Consider the following 16183-nt stretch of genomic DNA (forward strand, 5'->3'; position numbering starts at 1 on the left):
CTGTCTGTGGTTTCGCCATCTGGAGGATTTCGTGGGACAGCTCGACGGCAGGACCGCAGTGGTCACGGGCGGCTCGGCGGGCATCGGCCTGGCCGCTGCCCGCCGCTTCGCCGACGAGGGGGCCGTGGTCTATCTGACCGGCCGCCGTGAGGACGCAGTGGACGCGGCGGTGGCCTCGATCGGGCGGGGGTGCGTCGGTGTGGCCGGGGACGTGGCTCAGGCGGCGGACCTGGACCGCCTGTACGAGACGATCGACAAGGACGGGCGGCGGGTGGACGTGCTGTTCGCCAACGCCGGCCTGGGGGAAGCGGCCTCGCTGGGGCAGATCACGCAGGAGCATCTGGACCTCCTGCTCGGCGTGCACGTGAAAGGCACGGTCTTCACCGTCCAGAAGGCACTGCCGTTGCTGAACGACCATGCGTCCGTCGTTCTGTCGGCCTCCTGCTGGACGGTGGAGGGGGTCGAAGGCTTCGGGGTGTACTCCGCGACCAAGGCAGCCGTGCGTTCCTTCGCCCGCACCTGGGCCAACGAGCTGCGGGGCAAGGGGATTCGGGTCAATGCCATCAGCGCCGGCACGACCGACACCCCCGGCCTGAACGCGGCCTTCGGCGGAGCGGACACCGAGCAGGCGAAGGCGACCAAGCAGCACCTGGTCTCCGGGATCCCCCTGGGCCGGATCGGCACGCCGGAGGACGTGGCCGATGCGGTGCTGTTCCTGGCCTCGGCCCAGAGCCGTTTCGTCACCGGCATCGAGCTTTTCGTGGACGGTGGCGCGACTCAGGTCTGACGGGCCGACCGGCGGGCCTCGCGGGGCGCCAGGCCGAACTCGCGACGGTAGGCGGTGGCGAACGAGGCCTGGCTCGTGAAGCCGCAGGCGTGGGCGATCCGCGCGATCGAATGTTCCGACCAGCCCGGGCTCGTCAAGCGCGAACGGGCCAGAAGCAGTCGCTCGGAACGGATCAGATCGCGCGCGGTGGTGTCCGCGGCGTTCAGCACGTCCTGCAGGTAGCGGGCCGACCACCCCAGGGCGCGGGCGACGGAGACGATGTTGAGGTCCGGCTCTTGCGCATGACGGCGGATGTACTGACGGACCTCGGCCTCCACCCGCGCCCGCTGGCCGGCCGGGGCCGTGTCCGCCGCCCCGTCGGCCGCGAAGAGCACCATGTCCAGGAGCTGGTCGGCCGCGAAGTCGAAGCTCGTCTCGGTCAGCTGCCGGCGCTCCTCGTGCAGCGTGGTGATCATCTGCCGGATCAGCCGTCCCACCCCGCTGAACCCGTTGACGGCCGGGGGACGGCGGGCCGCGGCGGGACTGCGTCGCTCGATCTCCTCGGCCGGCACGATCACCGCGATCGAGGTGAAGTCGAGCCCGTGGGCGAGACCCACCGGCCGGTCGATCTCGCACAGCGCCAGGGTGCCCGGGCCGATCTCACCGGAGGCGGATCCCTGCTCCACCCGGGCCGCCCCGGCGATCGGCATGAGCAACTCGAACGTGCCCCGGGGAGCGGTGCGGATGTCGCGGCGCCCCCGCACGAACTCCTCCTGCACGCCGCCGCACAGAGCGATGCCGTACCGGCTGGAGCGCTGCCAGTCCAGACGCCCGGCCCAGGGCCCACTCTCCTGGACCGTCATCCGCCCGGATCCGTGCAGCTCCAGGAAGGCGTCGCGGTACTGGCTGCCGGCGCCGATCGAACCGGTCTCGTTCCCGAGGTACACGCTGCCGTCCCGATCCCTTCGTCCGGCCCGGACGGGCCGGCTCGATGCTGAAGGGTCAGCACGCTACATCGCTCGCACCGGCCTCCCCGAGGAGTCTCCTGACCACGCTCGGGATCACGTCGCCCGGGCTTGATCCCTCGCGGGTGCGGGTGGAGTGTCGGCGGTCTGAAGGGCCACGTCCTGCTCCTCGGCCTGGCTGTCCGGCCGGAACGCCACTCTTCACCTGGTCAGGGCGTGACGCTGCGCATCAGCGCTTCCAGGTCGCGCTCACCCTCGACAGTCTGGGCACCCGCGGCCATCGCCCGGGCCATCATCCGCTGGACCTCCGGCCGGCTGATCAGCGCGGCCCACGCCTTCTCCTCCCGCGCATAGCCCTCGCGCAGGTCCTCCGGCGGGAGCGTCTGCTTGACCCCGGCGATCACACCCTCTCCCAGGGCCGCGATGTTCCTGGCCGTCCGCTCGACCAGGGCGTCCAGCTCGGCCGCCGGCACCGCACGGTTGATCCACCCGTACGCGGCGGCGGTCTTCGCGTCGTACAGTTCCCCGGTCAGGACGATCTCCATCGCGCGGTTTCGCCCCATCCGCTCGCGCAGGTACTGCGTGCCCCCGCCGGAGGGGACGATGCCCATCAGGGATTCGATCTGCCCCAGCCCCGCCGTCTCCGACGCGGCGAAGGCCATGTCCACGGCGGCGACGAGCTCCGCCCCGCCCCCACGCGCCTTTCCGGCCAGCTTCACGATCGTCACCTGCGGCTGGTGGCGGATCATCTCACCGACCGCCTGGAACACGTTGACACCCTCGGGAGCCAGCTCGGCCAGTTCTTGCAGGACGTCCATCTGCTCGACGATGCCCATGTCCACGTGCGCGCTGAAGAATTCCGGATCGGCGCTGGAGAACACGATGACCCGGGCCTGCGGGTCGTCCTTCAGCTCGGTCAGGACCGTGCGCAGCTCGCTCATCATCTGCGCGCCCAGCGCGTTCACCGGCGGGTTGTCCAAGACGATCTGGACCACGCCGTTGTCGCTGGTCACCTGGAGGGTCGAGGGCATGACGGAGCTCCGTTCGGGGATGCGTGAGAGTCTAGGTATGCGTTGCATACCTAGACTGGCCGCCGCACCGGAAGCCCACAAGAACGCACTTCGGGAGAACCAGGGATCATGAGGGATACCTACGGCCTCGGCACGCTCACCCACGACCCGGACGCCGTCTTCAGGGTCGACTGCCCCAGCCGCCCGATCCTCGACCAGATCGCCGACAAGTGGTCGATGATGGTGCTGGCCGTGCTCGAGCGCCCGACCCGGTTCAACGAGATCAAGCGCCGCCTCGACGGGGTCACCCAGCGCGTCCTCACGCAGACTCTTCGCCGCCTGGAGCGCAACGGGATGATCGAGCGAACGGTGCTACCGACGTCCCCCGTCGGCGTCGAGTACTCGCTCACGCCCCTGGGCGAATCCCTGCGCGAGCCGTTCGGGCACCTGTACTCCTGGACGGTTCGGCACAGCGACCAGATCCAGCACAGTCAGCGAGCTTTCGACCAGCGCACGGCCTGAGACACGCACGGCGAACCTCACCCCCTCCGGCTTCCGGCCCCTCGCCGTCGTTCTGCCGGTGCCCGACCTCGCCGACAGGCTGCGGGCATCGTCGCGATGCCCGCAGCCCCTCAGCTCTCCACGCGCGGCGAGCGCTCGCGGTACTGGTCGATCAGCTCCGAGGCGTGGGCCTTCGTCAGGTCGCCGGGAACCTCCTCGCCGACCTCGCGGGCGAGGGTCTCCAGGTAGCTGATCTGGGCGCCGGTGGCCGGTTCGTCGCCGGTGGCCCATTCCTGCGGCGGCTTGACGGCGCTCGGGTCGGTGCTCAGACCAGTGCTGGTGTCGTCACTGTTCGTCAGGTTCTCGCTCATGGAGCCAGACCCTAGGTCGAACAGCCGTTCGACGCTTCTCGAGAGGGCACCTCAGCGGACGCGCAGCGCGAAGCTCCCCTCCCCGACGTCGGTCAGCGTGCGGGTGTACTGCGCGAGGTAGGTGTCGAGGAACGGTGAGCGGTCACCCTGGGTGGGCTTGTCGAGGCGCGGGTCCTGGAGGTCCAGGGTCAGTTTCGCCTTGCTGACGGCGATCACGTTGCCGCTGGGGGTGTCCCGCCAGCTTCCGCTGCCGATCGTGCCGATCTGCACGCCCAGCTGGTGGCCCTTCTCGAGGGTCCAGTCGGTGGATTTCAGGTCGAACGCGACCGGGCCGGCCTTCTTGATCAGGGCCACGTTCTCGTCGAACATCACCGCGGTGCCGTCGGGGGCGACGTCCCACAGCTTCACCATGACGTTGCCGGTCGCGCCGGCCCGCAACGAGATTCGCGGCGTGGCGGTGATCCGCACCCGGGCGGTGGCCGGTTCCGACCAGGTGAAGTAGCTGTTGCCGGTCTCGCTCACGGCCAGTGCGCGCGCTGCGGCGGGCACCGGATCCGTGGCGTGCTCCATGTCCCACTGCTGGTCTCCCGTGCGGGGTGCGGCCAGGGTCGAGGAGGCGCCGTCGTCCACGTAGCTGCCGTTCTCCAGCGAGGGCACGATGGTGGACGTGGTGGTCGGCCAGGTCTTCTGGGCCCGCCAGGCGCCCGTGTTGTCCTCGATCGCGTAGGCGGGGTCGATCACCTTCGGCCGCACGCCCTTGAGGTACTGGTCGTAGAAGCGCATGACCTCGTCGAAGAATCCGGCGCGGCCCTGCAGCAGCTGGCCCTGGCTGTTGGTGTCGTTGCCGCGCACGTGTTCCCACTGCCCGAGCCAGCCGCGTTCGGTGCCGCGGTGGTTGTCGAGGTAGAGCTCCATGTCCTCGGGCTTGGTGTTGTTCTCGATGAAGCCCTGGGTGACGAACAGCGGAGTGCTCGTGCCGGCAGCGTCTTTCGCGAGGTTGCGGGCACGCCAGTAGGCCGAGTCGAGGTCGGGGTTGTTGTTGTTCGTCAGGTTGTCGGCCAGGCACTCGGGGTGGCTCGCCTCGTAGGCCGCGTTGGCCTTGTAGCGGTCGGAGTCGTCAGCCAGCGTCGGCATGGTCGCGATGCTGTTGTAGGCGTTGGGGGTTCCGGTCACGTTGGGCCGGGGGACGCCGTTGCTGAAGAGGTAGTTGTACATGTTCCACACCGGTTCCTGGGCCACCACGGCCTTCAGGGCGGGAAGACGCAGGTTGTTGCCGACCAGCCCGGTCACCGCGTCGTACGACTTGCCGTACATCCCGACCTTGCCGGTGGACCACGACTGCCCCGCGGCCCACTGCACGGCGGCCTTCACGTCGGCCTGCTCCCCCGGGCCGACCCAGTCGAGACAGCCGGTGCTGCCGCCGAACCCGCGCAGGTCGACCATGACGTACGTGTAACCACGCTGGAAAAGGTTGGTGCCGCTGGTGAAGTCGGCGAACCGCGCGGACGGGCCGGTCTGGGTGAAGCCCTCCGGCCCGGTCTGCCCGGTGTGGCTGAAGTACGGCCCGACCGCGAGGATCACCGGGGTCTTGGCCTTGGCCGGCAGATTCGCGGGCCGCAGCACGTCGGCGTGCAGCTGCACACCGCTGCGGTCGGAGGACGGGAAGTACGCCTCGGTCCAGACGGACCCCTCGGGGACGCGGGGATTCTCGGCGTGAGTGATGCCCGGCGGACCGCTCGCCGCTTCGGCGACCCCACCCGTCACCAGTGTCGCGACCACGATCAGCGCACCCGTGACGGCAGCTGTGATGCCCTTGCCTGCGTTCACCGGACCTCCAGTGCATCGGCATGATTCGCAACCACGCTAACGCAGAGAAGTCCGTTTTGTACGTCTTGTAACTTGGCCCGGTTCGCGGTAGGTGTCAGCTCTCGTGCCGCAGGTCGAGGCTGCCCACCCCGGAATTCAGCAGCACGTCGACGCGGTCGGCCTCGGTTCCCGATGCCCCCGGCGGCGTGGTCAGCACGTCCCCCGCCGAGAGCCCGCCGTGGTGAAACCCGTCCAGGTCGGCACCGCCGGCTCCGCCCGTGAACGTGGCCCGCGCAACCACTCCCGGGGGCACGACCACCCGCACCGCGCCGGCGCCACCGCTGATCCGGGCCGCGAGCACGCCGTCGGGGCGGGGCAGGCGCACGTCCACCGTCTGCACGCCCTGCGTCACGTCCACGCCGCCGAGACGGGCCTCCCCGAGGTCGAGTCTCAGCAATGAGGTGCCGCCGTCGACGCGGACGTCCCAGCGCACGTCCCGGGAGAGCCGGACGGTCAGGTCCGTGCCCCCGCCGCCGGATTCGTCGCGTCCCTCGGCCGAGACCGTCACCGCGTCACCGCTCTCCCGGATGACCGGCACGGCCCGCTGAGCGCCCGGCGTCCGCGCCTGCACCAGGTCGCCGCCGAGGTCGGCCGCGGTGATCGTGAGCCGGTCGGTGCCGCCACTGACGACGAGCCGGGCCCGGTCCTGGCCGTTCGCGGCCAGGGCGGGCGTGTGGTCGGCCCCGCTCCGCCCACCGTCGCGCTCGCCCGCGTAGTGCACGATCAGCAGAACGGCGAGAACCACCAGGGCGACCACGGTCACGACGCGCCCACCCGGCCAGCCTCTGGCGGGCGAGGGCTGCGACGGTGTGGGCCGGACGTCGAGGGACACCCCGTGATCATCCCGCGCCGCCCGGCGTGGGCGAGCCGAGATGTCCGGTATCTACAGCATCTTGCGCAGGCGGGCCTCGAGCGCGGGCTTCGGCAGTGCCCCCACCACCGACGCCACCTCACGTCCGCCCCGGAACAGCATGAGGGTCGGGATGGTCTTGATGCCGTACGAGACGGCCGTCTCCCGGTTCTCGTCCACGTTCATCTTCACCACCGTGATCCGCCCCTGGTTGCGGGCGGCGAACTGCTCGACGACCGGGCTGACGGTGCGGCAGGGCCGGCACCACGGCGCCCAGAAGTCCACCAGCACCGGCCCGTCGGCCAGCATCACCCGGTCCACGAACGAGGCATCGGTCACCGACCGTACGGCGGGCATCGGTTCTTCCTTCCGGGCGCGAATGTCGCCGCAACCCTACGGTTCACCGGGGCCGGACCCGTCACCCGGTCCCCGTGGGACCTGGCCGTCGTCGTTCCCGCGCACGGGCGGTCATGTACCGCACCGCACGCGGAGGTCGAACGAGAAAGGTGGGACGAGTCGGCCCGGAACCGCTCAGGCGGAGGGCGGAACGGAGCTCGGGTGGCACTGGCGTCGGCCGTTCCCGCGGACGAGGGAGCCGGAGAGCAGGTAAGACGTCATCAGCAGCCGTCGGCGTACGCCGCGGAGTGCGTATGCGCTCATTGCTCGTGCTCCTCTCTCGGATCGTCGGGGCGATCACTGCGGTGGAACTGGCCGACGCCGTCTCACTTCCCGGGCGCCGCGAGCCCAGAATGCCACGTTCCGTCACGACAGGCCAGCTTTCCGCCCTTACGGGCACGTACCATGACGCCGACGGTCAGAGCCGGACGAACGGAGAGCGCCTCCCGTGCTGCTGGAACGACTGACGCAGGCCGCGCGCGAGGGCACCCTGCTCGATCTGGCCGGACCGGAGGCGTTCGACGCCCGCCGCCCCGACGTGATCTGGACGCCCGAGCGGGAGGTGACCGCCGCGTCCCTCATCGGCCTGCTCACCGCGACCGAGGGCGTGCACCCCCGGGGTGTGCGGGTGCGCGGTGCGCGCATCGTCGGCGACCTGGACTGGGAGTGGCAGCACCTGCGGGTACCACTGAGCCTGAGCGACTGCGCGCTCGAGAGCCCGATGCGCCTGGACCAGGCCTCGGTCACCGGCCTGAGCCTGATCCGCTGCCGGGTGCCCGGACTGAGCGCCGGGCAGTTGCGCAGTTCCAGCGGACTTCGCCTGAGCCGCAGCACGTTCGACGACACCGTGGTGCTGCGCGACGCCGTGGTCGAGGGGGACGTGGCCCTGGGCGGCGCCACGATCACGCCCTCCCGCCGGCACCAGAGCGCCCCGGTCGCCCTCGACGCGCACCGTCTGCGCCTGGCCGGTTCGCTGGTGCTGGAGCACCGCTTCCACGCGCTCGGCACCGTGAACCTGTCCGGCGCGCACATCGGCGGCAGCCTGCGGGGCTCCGGCGGGCACCTGGAGAATCCGGGCCACAACGCGCTCACCGCCTCGGACGCCCAGGTACTCGGAAACGTGCACCTGAGCAACGGCTTCCGGTCGCAGGGGCGGGTCACCTTCAACCGTACCCGGATCGAGGGCAACCTCAGCTGCGACGGGGGCACGTTCGAGAACCCGGACGGCGACGCCCTGGCGGCGGAACGGGTCTCGATCGGCGGCGCCCTGCAGATGCGCGGGCCGTTCCGCTCCCGGGGGCGGGTGCGGCTCGACGGGATCCGGGTCGGCGGCAACCTGGACTGCTCGAACGGCGAGTTCGACAGCGCCGGCAGCAGCGACTGCCTGCAGGCCGCGGGCAGCCACATCGAGGGAAACGTGGTCCTGCGCGGCCGGTTCCGTGCGACCGGGCGCATCGACCTGGACGACGCCCGGATCGGCGGGGCCCTGGACTGCGACGGCGCGACCCTGGTGAACCCCACCGGCCAGGCGCTGCGGGCGATGAACCTGACCGCCGGCGGCACCGTGCGCTTCGACGACGAGGACACCACCGCCCACTTCAGCGCCGAGGGGTCGGTGTGCCTGAACGGGGCCCGGGTACGCGGCTCGGTGGTGTGCGCGGGCGGCTCGTTCGTGAGTCCGGACGGGCCCGGCGGCACGGCCCTCGACCTGTCCGACACCGAGATCGACGGGAGCGTCTGGATCACCCAGAACGCTACCGTACGAGGCATTCTGCGGCTGACCCGGGGCCGGATCCGGGGCGACCTGAGTTTCCGCGACAGCACCCTCGACGGCTCGTTCAAGGGCCGCGGCATGCGGCTGGCCGGCAACTTCAGCTGGGCCCGCTCCCCCGCCCGGCCGCAGCGCGTCGACCTGCGCCGGGCCTCGGTCGGCCAGATCGACGACGACGAGAGCAGCTGGCCCCGCGCCGGGGGCCTGCTCATCGACGGCTTCACCTACGACCGGCTCAGCACCCGCGCCCCCGGCTCCCCCGCGCAGCGCCTCGAATGGATCCGCCGGCAGCCGGGTTTCGTGCCCGAGTCGTACCAGCAGCTGGTCGCCGTCTACCGCCGCAACGGGCAGCTGGCGGAAGCGACCGTGGTGGCGATGGCCCAGCAGGACGACCTGCGGCGCCGCGGCGACCTGCACGCCCCGGCCCGGCTCTGGAACTGGTTCATCGGGCGCAGCATCGGGCACGGGTACCGCCCCGCCCGCGCGGCCTGGGCCCTGGTCGCGGTCTACCTGGTCACGTTCCTGGTGGTCTGGCTGGGCGCCCGCTCCGACGCGTTCCTGCAGACCGGTGACACCGCGCCCGTGCCGTCGGTGACCTCGTCGCGCTGCGGGCCGGAGTACCCTTGCTTCGTGCCGGCCGCCTACGCCCTCGAGAGCATCGTCCCGATCCTCAACCTGCACCAGCGCGACAAGTGGCAGCCGGTCTCCACGACCGTCGCCGACCGGGCGCTGCGCGACTGGCTGTTCCTGTCGACCGTGCTCGGGTACGCGGGCACCACGCTGCTGGCGGCCGGGCTGAGCGGGCTGGCCCGGAAGACCTAGATCTGCTCGGTGCCACAACCGCACGACAGCGATGCCGGCAGAGCACGGGTGTCACCGGGGCCCATGACGAAGGGTGGACGCCGTGGTCACCACGACGTCCACCCCTCGGTCGTGATCAGGGATAGGAGACCACGTTACGCGGCACGGTGTTGCCCGCCGGGTTGGGCACGGCGCCGCCGGTGTTGTTGACGACGTTGCTGATCGTGCCCACGTCACCGAGCGAGACCGTGAGCAGGCTGCGCAGTTTCACCCCGCTCCGGTTCGGCACCTCGAAGGCGTGGTCGAGCTTCACCGCCGGGTTGGCGTTGAAGAAGGCGTACGAACCGGCGCCCCAGACCTCGTGATCGGTGACCGCGTCCGCGACCTTGTAGGCGGCGTAACCGTTCTGGGACCCGTTCATCCAGGCCGCCTGGTTCGGCACGTCGTAGGGCTTCTCGTTCTGGAAGAAGATCGTCTTGCCGCGGTTGCCGTTCCAGATCACCTCGTACTTCTGGTAGTGCTCCACGAAGAGACCGGTCGCGAGCACGTCGTCACCGTTGACGAGGAGGCCGGTGTCGCCGGTGTTCACCGACCATCCGGTCGCGGCCCCGCCGTGGTCGGCGCGCCAGGCCCAGATGTGGTCGATGATCGTGTCGTCACTGTGCACCGCGAGGGTGGTCGTGGCCTTGCCCTGCACGCTGCTGCCGACCCGGAAGAACACGTCCTGGATGCTGATCGGGTTGGCCGCGTGGTCGGTGTGCGTGCCGGCGGTGCCGACCGTCATCAGGGTCGGGCTGTTGGTGGTGCCCGCGTCGAAGGTCAGGCCGCTGATCTTCACCCCGTTGACGTCCGCGACGCTCAGGGCCGTGACACCACCCGACGGGATCAGCGTGGGGAAGCCGATTCCGGTGACAACCGTGTCGGCCCGGGTGACCTTGATGGTCTCGCTGAGCGAGTAGGTGCCCGGCGTGAAGAACAGGTTCAGGCCCTGGGCCAGCGCCTGGTTGATGCGGGCCGCGCTGTCACCGGGTCTGGCCACGTAGAACTGGCTCATCGGGATCGACGAACCGGCCGAGTTCGGCCAGCTGGTGCCGGAGGAGTTGCGCTTCAGCGACGGGACGAACACCCGGTACTTGCCCGCGCCGTCCACGTACAGGTAAGGCTTTTCGCGGGTCACCGGCGTGCTGGCCAGCGTGGTGTGCGGCGGGCTCGGGAACGCGTTGGCCGGTGCGCCCTGAACGCCGGAGTAGACCATGTTCCAGACGCCGCCGCTCCAGCTGCCGATCGAGCTGTCGCGGGTGTACCACTGCTGCTGCGAGCCCGAGGTGATGCTGCCGTCGACCTTGCTGTCGGCCAGGTACCCGCCGCTGGAGTAGCCCTGGCCGTTGTCCTGGTTGGACGGGCCGAGCGTCAGGTTGCCCTTGATGTGCACGCGCCGCATCGGCGCGGCCTGCGACACGGCCCAGCGGTCGGTGCCGCCCTCCGGCACCACGGACAGGTTCTCGGCGCTGCGCCAGAAGTTCTGGGTGGCGTTCGAGGTGTCGCCGTAGTTCCAGCCCGAGTCCACGTTGAGCGCGCCGTTGATCGTCACGTCGTCGGGGTTCAGGCCCAGCCCGGCCACGCTCGTGTAGAAGCCCAGGTTGGCCCAGACCCGCCCGTAGGTGCCGGGTTTGAACAGAAAGGCGTAGCGCTGCGTGCCGAACTGCGCCGTCGGGCTGACCAGCTGCGAGTTGAAGGCCGCGTCGACGGCCGACTGGATGGTGGCCGCGGACGTGCTCGAGTCGAAGATCTTGACGTTCGGGCCGAAGTCGGGGGTGTCGGACGTCGGGATCGAGGTGTCGCTGCCCCCGAAGACCTTGAACTCGTAGAGCGAATACCCGTACGGCGTGGCCCGGCTCGTGCCGTTCATGCGCACGTAGCGCCCGCTGCCGGTGACCGCGATGCTCTGCACCCCGGCCTGGCCGGCGGTGGTCGGCGTGATGTTCGTCCAGCTGGTGCCGTTGGCCGAGGTCTGCACGGTGAAGGCCGAGGCGTAGGCGGCCTCCCAGTTCAGCTCGATCCGACTGATCGCCTGGGTGCTGCCCAGGTCGACCTGCAGCCACTGCGGGTCGGCGAACGCGCTCGACCAGCGGGTGGCGGTGTTGCCGTCGACGGCGAGCGCGGCCTCGGTGGCGGCGCCGTTCTCGCTGGAGGACGCGGTGGCGGGCCGGCCCTGGGAGAGCAGGGTCTCGGCGGCCTGGGCCGGGAGGGCCGGGGCGAGGGTGAGGAAGCCGACGACCAGGGCGAGGATCACCGGTATCGCCAGGCGGGCGCGCGCCGGACCGCGCGCAGGACGGGGTGCGGGAGGCATCGTTGTCTCCTAGTTGAGCGATGACGAGGCAGGGACGAGCAGGAGCGCCGTGCGGGTCATTCAGGGAGGCTCACAGCGAAATCCCCCCATTGGTACCTTTCGGGCGCCTGAATGGCAACGTCCGATATCCGAGCGGTACCGGAGATGGGCCCTTCGGCCCAGGCGGGTCCCGGACGCGGACGGCCCGGGTGCCGCCGGAGCCCTGAAGCTTCCCAAAACGGCCGCACCGGGCTGGAACCGGGTGATTTCCCGGCCGGCGTCGCGACACTCGGGGTCCACCGGTCGACCGAGGTGGTGCGCCTGCGCGCGTTGGCGCACCGACGCGTCCCCCGTCGGCCCGTCGATGCACCTCGGGCGCGCCCGGATGCGGGACGATCGGCACATGATCGAGAAAGTGGTGTTCCCGAGCTCGCTGGGCCCGAAGCTCGCGGGTGTGCTCGAGGTGCCGGACGGCCCCGTGCGCGGCTGGGGGGTGTTCGCCCACGGGTTCACCCTGGGCAAGGACTCGCCCGCCGCGGCCCGCATCTGTCGGCGCCTGGCGAAGGAGGGCATCGGGATGCTGCGCTACGACAACCTGGGCCTGGGCGACTCGGAGGGCGACTGGGGCGACGGGTCGTTCACGGTCAAGATCGACGACACCGTGCAGGCGGCCCGGTTCATGGCCGACCGCGGCACCTCGGTCGAGCTGCTCGTGGGGCACTCCTGGGGTGGGGCGACCGTGATCGCGGGTGCCCGGCAGGTGCCCGGGGTGCGGGCGGTGGCGACGGTCGGGGCGCCGTTCGACCCGAGCCGGGTGGAACGGCACTACGACGCGGTGGTGGAGAAGGTGCTGGCCGAGGGATCGGCCGAGTGGCTCATCGGGGGCAAGGCGCTGACGCTGAAAAGGGCGTTCGTGGAAGACGTCCGGGGCTCGGAGCTGCGCGACCGGATCACCGAGCTGCGGATGCCGTTGCTGGTCATGCACTCGCCGACGGACAACACGGTGGGGATCGAGAACGCCAGCGAGATCTTCCGGGTCGCCCGGCACCCGCGCAGCTTCGTGTCGCTGGAGGGCTCGAACCACTTCCTGACCGGGGCCGGGCAGGCCGACCGGGCGGCGCGCATCATCAGCGCCTGGGCGGACCCCTACCTGGGGCATGCCGCTGCTCCCTCGCCCGTCCCCGGTGATTAAGGTGGGCGGAATGAAGGTTCTGTCGATCCAGTCGGCGGTCGCGCACGGGCACGTGGGTAACTCGGCCGCGGTGTTCCCGCTGCAGCGCATCGGTGTCGAGGTCGTTCCCGTGCACACGGTGAACTTCTCCAACCACACCGGGTACGGGGCCTGGCGCGGCCCGCTGATCCCGCCGTCCGAGGTGGCCGAGGTCATCCTGGGGGTCGAGGAGCGCGGCGTGTTCCCGCAGATCGACGTGGTGCTGTCCGGTTACCAGGGCGGGGCCGGCATCGCCGGGGTCATCGTCGACGCCGTGCGCCGGGTCAAGGAGGCCAACCCCTCGGCCCTGTACGCGTGCGACCCGGTGATGGGCAACGCCAAGTCCGGCTGTTTCGTGGCGCCGGAGATCCCCGACCTGCTGCGTGACGTGGTGGTGCCGGTGGCCGACATCCTCACGCCGAACCAGTTCGAGCTGGGGTTCCTGACCGGCACGTCGCCGGGCTCGCTGGAGACGACGCTGGCCTCGGCCGACCTGGCCCGTTCGATGGGCCCCTCCACCGTGCTGGTGACGAGCGTCGAGCGTCCCGACCGGCCCGAGAACACGGTCGAGATGCTGGTCGTGGACCCCGCCGGCGCCTGGATCGTGCAGACGCCCCAGCTGCCGTTCAAGGCCAACGGTTCCGGTGACGTCACGGCCGCGCTGTTCACCGCGCACCTGCGCCAGAGCGGCCAGGCGTCGGTGGCCCTGGCCCGCACCGCCTCCAGCGTGTTCGACCTGATCGACCTGACCTACCGCTCCGGCGAGCGGGAGCTGCAGCTGGTGCAGGCGCAGGAGTTCTACGCCGCGCCGCGTCTGCAGTTCGCGGTCGAGCAGGTGCGCTAGCCGAGTTCGCCATCAGGAAGAGAACCGACCTGATGGACCTCTAGCGTCGCCCTGGTCAGACGTTGTCGCACCAGGGAGACCGCACATGTCCACGTACGTTCTGGTTCCGGGATTCTTCTTCGGCCCGTGGGTGTGGGAGGAGACCGGGCGGGTGCTCCGCGAGGCCGGGCACGAGGTGCGGATCGTGGCGCTGACCGGGCAGGGCTCGGGCAGCACCGAGGGGGTCGGCGTCGAGACGCACGTCGCCGACATCCTCGGCCGGATCGACGAGGACGTGGTGCTCGTGCTGCACAGCGGCGCGACCATCGCCGGTACGGCGGCGGCCGACCGCGTGCCCGGGAAGCTGCGGCACCTGGTCTACGTGGACACGGCGCCCTTCCCCGACGGCATGGCCCAGATCGAGTTCCTGCCGCCCGAGGTGCAGGCCGCCCAGCGCGAGCAGATCCGCGTCGAGGGGCACCTGCCGCCGCCGGCCTTCGACGACCCCTCCGTGCTGGGCGGTCTCACGCCGGACGACCTGGAGCGGATGCGCCGGCTCGCCACCGCGCAGCCCGCCCCGCTGGTGCTGGAACCGGCCCGGCGCCCCGATCCGGTGCCGGCCACCCCGCGCACCCTGATCGCGAGCTCCTTCTCCGTCGATCAGGTGCGGGCGATGGTGGACGCGGGGGTCCCGGCGTTCTCGATGCTCGCCGGGCCCGGCTGGACGATGCTCGACCTGCCGACCGGGCACTGGCCGATGCTGTCGAGGCCCGGGGATCTGGCCGGGATGCTGCGGCAGATCTGACGCGGGTCGGCAGGGGACGGCCTGGTCGGTGGTGGTGGCCCGGTGGCCCACGAGAGCGCGGTGGGTTCGCGTGGGTCGGGGCGGAGCACGGCTGGCAGCTTCTGCCAGGTGCTGACAGCGGGGCGTGCGTGGTCTGACAGCGCGCGGGACGACTCTCTGGTGGCGGCCGAACCGGGCCGCGTCCACACCAGCACCGGCCACCACCTCTCCTGCGGGAGCGGCAGCCGAGAGAAGGGGGCGACCATGACGTCCACGACCATCACTCCTGACACCTCACCGCATACCTACCGATCACTGGGCGCGGCCTGGATCCCGCTCGCCGCGCTGTGCCTGGCCTTCTTCGTCGAGATGGTCGACAACACCTTGCTCTCGATCGCACTGCCGACCATCGGCCGTGACCTGGGCAGCGGCACCACCGCCCTGCAGTGGGTCACCGGCGCCTACTCCCTGACCTTCGGCGGGCTGCTGCTCACCGCCGGGTCGATGGCCGACCGGCTCGGACGGCGGCGGGTGCTGCTCGTCGGGCTCAGCGTGTTCGGCCTGCTCAGCCTCGGCGTCATCGCGGTCACCGACACCAGCCAGCTGATCGTGCTGCGCGCCCTGCTCGGCATCGCGGCCGCGGCGATGGCACCGATCACCAACTCGCTGGTGTTCCGGCTCTTCGACGACCAGAAGCTGCGGATGCGGGCGATGACCATCATGATCATCGTCGGCATGTCCGGGTTCGTGCTCGGCCCGCTGCTCGGCGGCTCGGTGCTGATCCACTTCGAGTGGCAGTGGCTGCTCATCGTCAACGCGCCGATCGCCCTGATCGCGTTCGTCGGAGTGCGGCTCGGCGTCCCGGCCGACGACCCGGCCGGGCTGACCCACGACAAGCTCGACCTTCCCGGCGCAGTGCTCAGCGTCCTCGCCATCGGTCTCGCCTGCTACTCGCTGACCAGCGGGGTCGATCACGGCTGGCTCTCCGGCGTCACGATCGCCTCGGTGCTCGGCGCGATCGCCGCGGCCATCGGCTTCGTGGTGCGGGAACAGCGCAGCTCGGCCCCCATGCTCGACCTCACCCTGTTCCGCAACGGCACCGTGCGCGGCGCCACCATCGCCCAGGTCGGCACCTCGATCGCCATGGCCAGCGTGATGTTCGGCCTCATCCTGCACTTCCAGTACGCCTACGGCTGGAGCCCGGTGCGCGCCGGTCTGGCCAACCTGCCGATCATCGTCACGATGCTGGTGGCCACTCCCCTGTCCGAGAGCCTGGTCAAGCAGTTCGGCCACCGCATCGCCTGCGTCATCGGCGCGCTGTTCCTGACCGGGTCGCTGGTCGGCCTGTCGTGGGGTGTCGAGCACGGGTACCTCGCCATCGCGGCGTCGATGGTCGCGATGACCGTCGGTCTGCGCACCGTCATGACGATCTGCGCCATCGCCCTGGTCGACGCCATGCCGGCCAACCGCACGTCGATCGGCACGGCCCTGAACGACACCGCGCAGGAGGTCGGCACCAGCATCGGCACGGCCGTGGTCGGCACGCTGATCGCGGCGCTGGTCACCTCGCAGCTGCCGGCCGGGGTGTGGAGCGCCGACCTGGTGGCCTCGTTCTTCCACGGCGAGCGCATCACCTACGCGGTGCTGGCCGCGATCGTCGGGGTGGTCGCGATCGGCGGGGCGCTGACGCTGACGGACTCCCGCTCCACCGACGAACCGCACTGAGCCGAGCCGTTCCGG

At 70.8% G+C, this 16183-nt stretch carries 14 protein-coding genes; 7 read left to right on the forward strand and 7 right to left on the reverse strand.

Annotation, left to right across the window (positions count from 1 at the left end; genetic code table 11):
• The first annotated feature begins 31 nt into the window (after positions 1-31).
• On the forward strand, positions 32-787 hold the full coding sequence (locus tag J2S57_RS31175) for an SDR family NAD(P)-dependent oxidoreductase (protein WP_307249568.1): 756 nt from the start codon (positions 32-34) through the stop codon (positions 785-787).
• On the opposite strand, the gene J2S57_RS31180 is transcribed toward J2S57_RS31175, so the two are convergent.
• Complete coding sequence (locus J2S57_RS31180) at positions 778-1713, reverse strand: helix-turn-helix transcriptional regulator (RefSeq protein ID WP_307249569.1); 936 nt, start codon at positions 1711-1713, stop codon at positions 778-780. The two genes, J2S57_RS31175 and J2S57_RS31180, sit on opposite strands and share 10 nt — an antisense overlap.
• A 227-nt stretch (positions 1714-1940) precedes the next feature.
• A complete protein-coding gene (locus J2S57_RS31185; protein WP_307249570.1) occupies positions 1941-2762 on the reverse strand; it encodes an enoyl-CoA hydratase/isomerase family protein in 822 nt (273 codons plus the stop codon).
• Between the two features lie 108 nt (positions 2763-2870).
• Between J2S57_RS31185 and J2S57_RS31190 the strand changes: the two genes are divergently transcribed.
• Positions 2871-3263 (forward strand): winged helix-turn-helix transcriptional regulator, encoded by a 393-nt coding sequence (locus J2S57_RS31190; RefSeq protein ID WP_307249571.1) that lies wholly within the window; start codon positions 2871-2873, stop codon positions 3261-3263.
• Between the two features lie 110 nt (positions 3264-3373).
• On the opposite strand, the gene J2S57_RS31195 is transcribed toward J2S57_RS31190, so the two are convergent.
• The 4 genes from J2S57_RS31195 to trxA form a co-directional block, all read right to left on the reverse strand.
• Positions 3374-3613: a DUF3072 domain-containing protein gene (locus J2S57_RS31195; RefSeq protein WP_307249572.1), complete on the reverse strand. Its 240-nt coding sequence runs from the start codon at positions 3611-3613 to the stop codon at positions 3374-3376.
• A 51-nt stretch (positions 3614-3664) separates the two neighbouring features.
• Positions 3665-5440 carry a CocE/NonD family hydrolase gene (locus tag J2S57_RS31200; protein ID WP_307249573.1) on the reverse strand — a complete coding sequence of 592 codons (1776 nt, stop codon included), beginning with the start codon at positions 5438-5440 and terminating at the stop codon, positions 3665-3667.
• 94 nt (positions 5441-5534) lie between these two features.
• The gene (locus J2S57_RS31205; RefSeq protein WP_307249574.1) at positions 5535-6311 is read right to left on the reverse strand and encodes a toast rack family protein; all 777 of its coding nucleotides are present in this window, start codon (positions 6309-6311) and stop codon (positions 5535-5537) included.
• Positions 6312-6362: 51 nt separating this feature from the next.
• A complete protein-coding gene (trxA, locus tag J2S57_RS31210) occupies positions 6363-6686 on the reverse strand; it encodes a thioredoxin (protein ID WP_307249575.1) in 324 nt (107 codons plus the stop codon).
• Positions 6687-7173: 487 nt separating this feature from the next.
• Between trxA and J2S57_RS31215 the strand changes: the two genes are divergently transcribed.
• Positions 7174-9318: a hypothetical protein gene (locus J2S57_RS31215; RefSeq protein WP_307249576.1), complete on the forward strand. Its 2145-nt coding sequence runs from the start codon at positions 7174-7176 to the stop codon at positions 9316-9318.
• Between the two features lie 115 nt (positions 9319-9433).
• Here J2S57_RS31215 and J2S57_RS31220 read toward each other — a convergent pair whose 3' ends face one another.
• On the reverse strand, positions 9434-11647 hold the full coding sequence (locus J2S57_RS31220) for a discoidin domain-containing protein (protein ID WP_307249577.1): 2214 nt from the start codon (positions 11645-11647) through the stop codon (positions 9434-9436).
• A 382-nt stretch (positions 11648-12029) separates the two neighbouring features.
• On the opposite strand from J2S57_RS31220, the gene J2S57_RS31225 reads away from it, so the two are divergent.
• The 4 genes from J2S57_RS31225 (at position 12030) to J2S57_RS31240 (ending at position 16168) form a co-directional block, all read left to right on the forward strand.
• Complete coding sequence (locus J2S57_RS31225) at positions 12030-12818, forward strand: alpha/beta hydrolase family protein (RefSeq protein WP_307249578.1); 789 nt, start codon at positions 12030-12032, stop codon at positions 12816-12818.
• A 10-nt stretch (positions 12819-12828) separates the two neighbouring features.
• Positions 12829-13680 (forward strand): pyridoxal kinase PdxY, encoded by an 852-nt coding sequence (gene pdxY, locus J2S57_RS31230; protein WP_307249579.1) that lies wholly within the window; start codon positions 12829-12831, stop codon positions 13678-13680.
• Positions 13681-13765: 85 nt separating this feature from the next.
• Positions 13766-14464 carry an alpha/beta fold hydrolase gene (locus J2S57_RS31235; RefSeq protein ID WP_307249580.1) on the forward strand — a complete coding sequence of 233 codons (699 nt, stop codon included), beginning with the start codon at positions 13766-13768 and terminating at the stop codon, positions 14462-14464.
• Positions 14465-14707: 243 nt separating this feature from the next.
• A complete protein-coding gene (locus tag J2S57_RS31240; RefSeq protein WP_307249581.1) occupies positions 14708-16168 on the forward strand; it encodes an MFS transporter in 1461 nt (486 codons plus the stop codon).
• Positions 16169-16183 lie beyond the last annotated feature (15 nt).

This window comes from Kineosporia succinea (assembly GCF_030811555.1).
GTDB lineage: Bacteria > Actinomycetota > Actinomycetes > Actinomycetales > Kineosporiaceae > Kineosporia > Kineosporia succinea.